The organism is Croceibacterium segetis (assembly GCF_011320115.1).
Taxonomy (GTDB): Bacteria; Pseudomonadota; Alphaproteobacteria; order Sphingomonadales; family Sphingomonadaceae; genus Croceibacterium_B; species Croceibacterium_B segetis.
The window spans coordinates 341,413-349,457 of sequence record NZ_JAANOZ010000003.1; the positions used below are offsets into that span (position 1 = coordinate 341,413).

The following is an 8,045-nucleotide window of genomic DNA, read 5'->3' on the forward strand; positions in this document are numbered from 1 at the left end:
CGAAGCCGCCCGTCCGATAGCCGGACGCCGCTTCGCACCAGGCCCGATCGCGCCCCCGCGCCTCCGGCCGGCGAGTCTATCTTCGGAGCAAGTTCATGCGTTCTGTTCTCATTTCCAGCGTGGCCGCGGCCGCGCTCCTTCCCCATCCCGCTTTCGCCCAGGAGCAAGCCGCGCCCGCGCCCGCCGCCGAGACCGCGGCCGCTCCCGCCGCGGACAGCCCGGCGATCGTCGTCACCGGCACCCGCGTGCGCCGCGACGACATTCTCGGCAACGTCACCGTGCTCGGCGGCGACAGCCTGATCCGCGACGTGCGCCCGACGATCGGCGAGACGCTCGCCAAGCAGCCCGGTGTCTCGACCTCCGGCTCGGGCCCCAACGTCGCGCGGCCCGTGCTGCGCGGGCTTGCGGGCGAGCGCCTGCTGATCCTCACCGACGGCATCGGCTCGCTCGACGTCTCGGCGTCGAGCAGCGACCACGCGGTGGCGATCAACCCGCTCACGGCCGAAAACATCGAAGTCCTGCATGGCCCGGCGGCCCTGCTCTACGGTTCGTCGGCCGTCGGCGGTGTGGTCAACGTCATCGATTCGCGCATTCCCCGGCGGATGCCCGATGGGCCGGTAGCGCTGCAGGCGACAGGCGGCTTCGCCACCGCGGCGAGCGAAGTGCTCGCCAGCGGCGAGGCCGACGTGCCCCTCGGCGGCCATTTCGTCGCTCACGCCGATGCCGGATACACCCACAACGACGATCTCCGCACCGGCGGCTTCATTCTCTCGAAGCCCTTGCGCGATGAAGCGGCGGCGAGCGCCGACGCCCAGGTCCGCGCCCTCGCCGATCTCAAGGGCGACTTGCCCAACAGCGACGGGCGCACTTTCGAAGCGGCGGGCGCGCTGGCCTGGATCGACGGCAACAGCAACCTCGGCTTCTCGGTGGCGCATCGCACGGCGTTCTACGGTGTGCCGGTGCGCTATTCGCTCGATCCGGCGATCGAGGCCGAAAGGACGCACATCGACGTCCACCAGACGCGCTACGACGCGCGCGCCGAATTCGGCCTCCCCGGCCCGTTCGAACGGATCAAGCTGCGCGGCGCCTACTCGGATTATCACCACGACGAGGTCGGCGACGACGGCGCGATCGGCAGCTCGGTGTTCTCGAAAGGCGGCGAAGCACGCGCCGACCTGGTCCAGCGTGACCGCGGCGGCTGGGACGGCCAGACCGGCGTGCAGTTCCTCGACGTGCGGCAACATATCGACGGCGACGAGCAGTACCTCCCGCCGGTCGAGAACCGGACGCTCGGCCTGTTCTCGCTGCAGCATTTTCACAGCGGCCCGTTCAAGCTCGAGGCCGGCGGACGGTTCGAACATACCGACCTGTCGGCAGACGCCAGCGCGGTGGTCGGCAATCCCGCTCTCGAGCGCTCGTTCTCCACCTTCTCGGGCTCGCTCGGCGGCAGCTACGAGGTCGCCGCGGGTTGGCGCCTTGGGCTCAATCTCGCCCGCTCGATGCGCGCGCCGTCGGCGGACGAGCTGTTCGCCGACGGGCCGCACGGCGGCAACGCCAGCTTCGAGCTCGGCGATCCCGACCTGTCGCCCGAGAAGAGCCTCGGCTTCGAGGCGACGATCAGCCATGCCGGCGACGGCTTCAACCTGAGCGCGACCGCCTACGGCAGCCACTTCTCGAACTTCCTCTACCAGGCGCCGACCGGAGAGGTGCGCGACGACTTGCCGGTCTATGCCTCTCGCCAGGGCCGCGCGAACTACACCGGTTTCGAGGTTTCGGCGGACGCCGACCTCGGCGAAGCCGCGGGCCTCAAGTGGGGCATCGAGGGCCAGGCCGACGCCACGAGAGTACGCATCCGCAATTTCGGCCCGGCGCCGCTGATCCCGCCGCTGCGGCTCAAGGGTGCGGTGTCGGCAAGCCGCGGCGCGATCGCCGGGCGGGTGGAACTCGAGCACGACTTCGCCCAGCGGAGCACCGCGCCGCTCGAGCTGCCGACGGCCGGCTTCACGCTGGTTAACGCCAGCGCCGACTGGCACCCGTTCGCCGACCGCCCCGACCTGACGCTGTCGCTCGCGGCCAACAACCTGTTCGACGTCGCCGCGCGCCGCAGCACCAGCCTGCTCAAGGACTACGCCCCGCTGGCGGGCCGCGACGTGCGGCTGACGCTCAACCTGAAGGTGTGATCGGCCGCGGACTCAGCTGAGGCAGCGCGGATCGCTCGAGCCGGCGACGGCCTGCCATTTCTGCCGGGCGACATGAAGGACTTTTGGCTTCGACCTCGGCGATGGTTCTAGCTCGGTCAGCTTCGAACCCAGCCTCGACGAGGTACGCGAAGACCTGGCCGAAATACTTGCCTCCGCCCGCGCGGTAACCGAAGGGGCGCTGTGGGACGAACGGACCTATCGCTACAACAAAGTCGTGTTTCCGCAGATGAGCCGCTGGTTGCCCGATGACGAGCGCGATCAGCTTTGCTTCCAGTTCTTCCAGGAGTTAAAGCGCATCGAGTTGCTGATGGCGGCCTGACGGCCGCAACTCACCTCACTCCCAGAACGCCACGCTCCGGCACTCGATGCTTTCGCGGATTCGGGCGTTCGGAAAGCTGGTATCGTGGAACGCGGTGTGCGGGCAGCGCCAGGTCTTGCTGTGGTCCCTGTCGTGGAACTTGAACAGCAGCACGTCGTCGGCGCGCATGTTCGAGAAGTACCACCAGCGCATGGCGGGGTTGTAGCTGAAGATGGTCGCGGCGATCATCTTGTCCTCGCCCGCGACCGGGGCGGTGAGCGCGCTGCCGGTGGGGAACTCGTCGACGATGAACAGGGTGTTGGACTTCTCCTCGCCGCCGAAGCTGGTGCGCCCGTCGCACAGCGCCAGCGGCACGTCCTGCGGCGGCGGCGAGAAGGTGCGCCAGAAGCTGCTGACGAGGAAGCGCTTGAAGCCCGGACCGTCCGGGAAGTGCTTCTCGTAAGTCGCCCTGGCCATCATCTGCGCGGTGGGGGTGTTGGTGTCGACGTGGGCCTCGCCGGCCGGGGGCTGAATCCCGCCGGAGTGGGTGTAGCCTTCGGCCTTCTGCTTCGCCCGCTCGCTGAGGTCGGCGCTGGTGCGGATCATCCACCCGCGGGCGATGACCTTGTCGGCGCCGGTGAGCTCGGCCACGTGGCGCTCGACCTCGCGCTCGTAGAGGCGTTCGACCATGTCCTTGTCGTGAAAGTCGGTGACCGCGCTCGGCAGGCGGGCGATCATGAAGCCGTGCACGTCGAGGTCGAAATGATCGCGGATCGGCGACCCGTCGCGGATGACCATCTCGTGGTCGGAGTAGGTCCCGGTGTTGATCTCGGCGCCCTGGCTGACGTAGCGCCGGGTGACGAAATCGCCCGGGTCGACGAAGCGGATCTTCGCGCGGACGGAACGCGCGGTGTCTTCGATGTCGGGGGCGGCGGCGGTGGCCATGGGGCTCTCTCCGGATCGTGATTCTATCGTTCGTTACGATTACTGCCACGGGGCACTGGCGCGGGGCAAGCCCGCTCGCTATTCCGGACAAAAGCAACGAACATTCGGGAGGGTAACATGGGCGCACTGCCGCCGACGATCGACGACACCGCCATCTGGGACGCCTGGCTCAGCCAGTTCCGCCTGCCGATTCTCAACGCCAACCTCGAGGTCGGCACGTTCGAGGCGCTGAGCGAAGGCGCCTACACCACCGAGGCGCTGGCCAAGAAGCTCGGCGTCGATGCCCGCGCGCTGGCGATGCACCTCGCCGCGCTCAGCGCCGACGGCTTCGTCGAGAAGCGGCTCGGCGAGTGGCGCGCGACGCACCTCGCGCGGACCTGGCTGCACCCCGAGGCGACCGGCTTCTGGGGCCACTTCCTCGGCAGCATCGACCGCAACGAGCACCTCCGCGGCCGCCTCGTCGAATCGCTGCGCACCGGCAAGCGGCCGGGCGCCGGGGTCGACGAGCGCCCGGTCGGCTGGGAGCAGGGGACGATGGCGCCGGAAGTCGCCGCCAACATCTGCCAGTTCATGCACGCCCACAGCCAGGCCCCGGCCCTCGGCGCGGCGCGGCAGCCGGTGTTCGGCGAGCTCGAGTGCCTGATGGACGTCGGCTGCGGCTCGGGCGTCTACGGCATCGAGATCGCCCGCGCCCACCCCGCCCTCAAGGTCGTGCTGATGGACCTCAAGGAAGTCGCCGCCGAGGCGCAGAAGTACGTCGATCGCTACCAGGTCGGCGCGCAGGTCTCGACCGCCGGGGTCAACATGTTCACCGAGGCCTGGCCGAGCGGCCCCGACGGGCACTTCTTCTCCAACGTGTTCCACGACTGGTCCGACGAAACCTGCCGCGACCTCGCCCGGCGCAGCTTCGAGGCGCTCCCCTCCGGCGGGCGGATCTTCCTCAACGAGATCCTCATGGACGACGACTACACCGGCCCCTTCCAGGCCGCCGCGTTCAGCCTGCTAATGCTCGTCGGCACGCTCGGCAAGCAGTACTCCCTCGCCGAGTTCCGCGACATCCTCGAGAGCGCCGGCTTCACCGAGGTCAGCGCCCAGCGCACCGGCGGCGGGTATTACAGCCTGGTGAGCGCCCGAAAACCCTAGCGCGCAGACCGCGCGCGCGGATGCGCGTGCGGAACACAAAATTCCCCCTTTCCTACACGAACCTATATGGTTCAAGGGAGCGAATCCGACTCATCCGGAAGGATTCGCCCCCAATGACCGATCAAGCCCCGATCGAGCCCGCCCGCAACCTCATCGCCTTCACCCCCGTCGCGCGCCTCAAGGACCGCGCGAACGGCTGGAAGCCCGAAGTCCAGCTCGCCTTCATCGAGGCGCTGGCCGACACCGGCAGCGTCGATTCCGCCTGCCGCGCGGTCGGCCGCACCACCACCGGCGCCTACCAGCTGCGCCGCCACCCCGAGGGCGCCGAGTTCGCCGCCGCGTGGCAGGCCGCCCTCGCCCACGGCATCCAGCGCATCGAGGACGTGGCGATGGACCGCGCGCTCAACGGGGTCGAGGTACCGGTCTATTCCTACGGCAAGCTGGTCGGCACGCGCACGGTCTACAACGACCGCCTGCTGATGTTCATGCTCCGCAACCGCGCCCCCGAACGGTTCGCCGGCGCCGAGGGCCCGCGCGCCCTCAACGCCGTCGGCCGGATGGAGCTCGAGCGGGCGAGGAAGGAATGGCAGGCCGAACGCGACCGCGCGGAGGCCGAGGCCGCCGGCGGGATGGCCGACTTCGTCGAGCAGATCGCGGCGATGCACCTGAAGTGGTGGAGCCGCCTCGGCCCGCGCACCCGCGCCGCCTACGTCCACTTCCGCCGCCTCGAAAGGATCGAAGGCTGCCGCTGGATGGAGCCGGGCGACGCCATCGAAGCCGAACTCGCCGCCGCCGAGGCCGAATACACCGAAGTCTTCGCCGGCGACGGCCGCTCGCGCGCCAGGCTGCTCGGCGAGGTCTGCGGCATCGGGGATGAGGTGACGTGCCCGGAGCTGGACAGGCCGGATAACGGTGAGACTTCTGAACCCACGTCCGACGAGGAGGGTCGGGAAGACCCGGGATGCGACTAGCATCCCGCAAGGCCGGAGTCGGAGCCGAAAGCGGTGACGTCCAAAGGACAACTGCGCGGCCGTCCGAGCTTTTGCGAGAGAAGCGAAGCTGGCCGAAGGCCTACCCAAGCCGGGTGGATGCCCGGCGCCCGGCGTTTGAGGGCGCAAATGAGCAGACTGATCCTCGCAGTTATTCGCTGTCAGAAGAAAATGCGATAAGCCGTGCCGATGACCGCACAAGAATCCTTCCGAATCAGCTCGCACCTTAAGGACATCATTGGTCGCGATCTGGTCACAAACGAGTTCATAGCCATATTTGAATTGGTGAAAAACTCGTTCGATGCCGGAGCTACACGGGTCGACATTGAGTTCGATCCTGACCAGAGAACCATTACCCTAGTTGATGATGGACGCGGCATGACTGCGGCAGACGTTCGAGACAAATGGTTGTTTGTCGCCTATTCCGAAAAGGCGCTCGCTACTCCTGACAATTACCGCGACAAGATTAAACCTGCAGGGCAATTCGCAGGGAGCAAAGGCATCGGGCGATTCGCTTGCGACACGCTTGGGGAACGGCTTGCGCTGTACAGCAAGGCAGAGGGGAGCAAAAGAGTCGTCAAGCTTGACGTTGATTGGCGACTGTTCGAACAGGATAGTACTGACGAATTCCAAACCATCACTGTTGACCTCGGGACAGTTGGAGAATTTCCTAAAGTCTATAACGCGCCGTCTCCAACAGATCACGGAACTGTGCTCGTTATTAAGGACACGCGACAGAACTGGGATGCGGAAGCGATCCACAGACTGCGCCGAGACCTTGCTAAGTTGATTGATCCGTTTGGCACAACAAGTCATGTAAGTAACTGATATGGTGACGTCGCTTGGGCCGAGCGAGTCAACCTTTTGAAACCGAGATGTCCCCATTCGCAATCGGGTTTTGGCTCCAAGGCGCCTTCTTCCAGATCGGAAAGCGCGTCTCTGGCACTCGTGTGGCCGGAACCTAGGCCCCGCGCACTGAGGAACGCTCGCCTGCCCACGCGCATGCGTTCGATAGGGTCGATTCCCGGCAGCGCTCCGTTCTGAGCTGCAATAAGGACGAAGCGCGGCCGACGTTGAGGCACTCCCCAATCCGCCGCTCGAAGGGTATATTTCGGCCCCATTATAGAGCTATCTCATACCTGGATTTCGATGTCCAGGACGACTGTCGGACTAAGCTCATTCTTCGCCCATGCGTAGCGCGGCGATGAAAGCCTCCTGCGGGATCGACACGTTCCCGTACTCCCGCATCCTTGCCTTACCCTTCTTCTGCTTCTCCAACAGCTTCTTCTTGCGCGTGATATCCCCGCCGTAGCACTTCGCGGTGACGTCCTTCCTCAGCGCGTTGATCGTCTCGCGGGCGATCACCTTGCCGCCGATCGCGGCCTGGATCGGGATCTTGAACAGGTGGCGCGGGATCAGGTCTTTCAGGCGCTCGCACATGCCGCGGCCGCGTTCCTCGGCGACCGCGCGGTGGACGATCATGCTGAGCGCGTCGACCGGCTCGTTGTTGACCAGGATGGTCATCTTGACGAGGTCGCCTTCGCGCAGGCCGATCTGCTCGTAATCGAAGCTGGCGTAGCCGCGGCTGATCGATTTCAGGCGGTCGTAGAAATCGAACACCACCTCGTTCAGCGGCAGCTCGTAAGTCACTTGCGCGCGGCCGCCGACGTAGGTCAGGTCGCGCTGGATGCCGCGCCGGTCCTGGCACAGCTTGAGGATCGAGCCGAGGTATTCGTCCGGCGTGTAGATCGTCGCCTTGATCCACGGCTCCTCGATCGACTCGATCCGGCTGGGGTCGGGGTAGTCGGCCGGGTTGTGCAGCATGATCGTGCCCGCCTCGTCGGTGCGGGAGGCGCGCAGGACGATGCGGTAGACCACGCTCGGCGCGGTGGTGATCAGGTCGAGGTCGTATTCGCGGGTCAGGCGCTCCTGGATGATCTCGAGGTGGAGGAGGCCGAGGAAGCCGCAGCGGAAGCCGAAGCCGAGCGCGGCGCTGGTCTCCATCTCGTAGCTGAAGCTGGCGTCGTTGAGGCGCAGGCGGGCGATCGATTCGCGCAGCTTCTCGAAGTCCGCCGCGTCGACCGGGAACAGGCCGCAGAAGACCACCGCCTGCGGCTCGCGGTAGCCGGGGAGCGCCTGGGTGGCGCCGGCCTTGACGGTGGTGATGGTGTCGCCGACGCGGGCCTGCTCGACTTCCTTGATCTGCGCGGTGATGAAGCCGATCTCGCCGGGGCCGAGCTCGGGCAGCTCGATGCGCTTGGGGGTGAAGGCGCCGACGCGGTCGACGAGGTGCTCGGTGCCGCCCTGCATGAACTTGACGGCGAGGCCCTTGCGGAGGACGCCGTCGAGGACGCGGACGAGGATGACGACGCCGAGGTAGGGGTCGTACCAGGAGTCGACCAGCAGGGCGCGGAGGGGGGCGGCGCGGTCGCCTTTGGGGGGCGGGATCTTTTTGACGATGGCCTCGAG

General features: G+C 66.8%; 6 protein-coding genes. 4 read left to right on the forward strand and 2 right to left on the reverse strand.

The window, feature by feature from the left end:
- Nucleotides 1-95: 95 nt before the first annotated feature.
- Entirely contained in the window at nt 96-2,180 is a 2,085-nt protein-coding gene (locus G7B69_RS05420; protein ID WP_166176870.1) for a TonB-dependent receptor, read from the forward strand.
- 355 nt (nt 2,181-2,535) lie between these two features.
- Here G7B69_RS05420 and G7B69_RS05425 read toward each other — a convergent pair whose 3' ends face one another.
- The gene (locus G7B69_RS05425) at nt 2,536-3,444 is read right to left on the reverse strand and encodes a CmcJ/NvfI family oxidoreductase (RefSeq protein ID WP_166176872.1); all 909 of its coding nucleotides are present in this window, start codon (nt 3,442-3,444) and stop codon (nt 2,536-2,538) included.
- A 117-nt stretch (nt 3,445-3,561) separates the two neighbouring features.
- On the opposite strand from G7B69_RS05425, the gene G7B69_RS05430 reads away from it, so the two are divergent.
- The 3 genes from G7B69_RS05430 to G7B69_RS05440 all read left to right on the forward strand — a co-directional run bounded on the left by G7B69_RS05430 (nt 3,562) and on the right by G7B69_RS05440 (nt 6,404).
- Nucleotides 3,562-4,587 (forward strand): ArsR family transcriptional regulator, encoded by a 1,026-nt coding sequence (locus G7B69_RS05430; RefSeq protein WP_166176874.1) that lies wholly within the window; start codon nt 3,562-3,564, stop codon nt 4,585-4,587.
- 113 nt (nt 4,588-4,700) lie between these two features.
- Nucleotides 4,701-5,558, forward strand: a complete 858-nt coding sequence (locus tag G7B69_RS05435; protein ID WP_166176876.1) for a hypothetical protein — start codon at nt 4,701-4,703, stop codon at nt 5,556-5,558.
- A gap of 207 nt (nt 5,559-5,765) precedes the next feature.
- Complete coding sequence (locus tag G7B69_RS05440) at nt 5,766-6,404, forward strand: ATP-binding protein (protein WP_166176933.1); 639 nt, start codon at nt 5,766-5,768, stop codon at nt 6,402-6,404.
- Nucleotides 6,405-6,752: 348 nt separating this feature from the next.
- Here G7B69_RS05440 and lepA read toward each other — a convergent pair.
- Nucleotides 6,753-8,045 (reverse strand): translation elongation factor 4 (lepA, locus tag G7B69_RS05450; protein WP_166176878.1); only part of this gene is annotated, 1,293 nt, incomplete at its 5' end.

What these genes read in the sequence shown, in the direction of transcription:
- G7B69_RS05420 (WP_166176870.1), top strand. Translation starts at nt 96, where the DNA reads ATGCGTTCTGTTCTCATTTCCAGCGTGGCCGCGGCCGCGCTCCTTCCC.
- G7B69_RS05425 (WP_166176872.1), bottom strand. Translation starts at nt 3,444, where the DNA reads ATGGCCACCGCCGCCGCCCCCGACATCGAAGACACCGCGCGTTCCGTC.
- G7B69_RS05430 (WP_166176874.1), top strand. Translation starts at nt 3,562, where the DNA reads ATGGGCGCACTGCCGCCGACGATCGACGACACCGCCATCTGGGACGCC.
- G7B69_RS05435 (WP_166176876.1), top strand. Translation starts at nt 4,701, where the DNA reads ATGACCGATCAAGCCCCGATCGAGCCCGCCCGCAACCTCATCGCCTTC.
- G7B69_RS05440 (WP_166176933.1), top strand. Translation starts at nt 5,766, where the DNA reads ATGACCGCACAAGAATCCTTCCGAATCAGCTCGCACCTTAAGGACATC.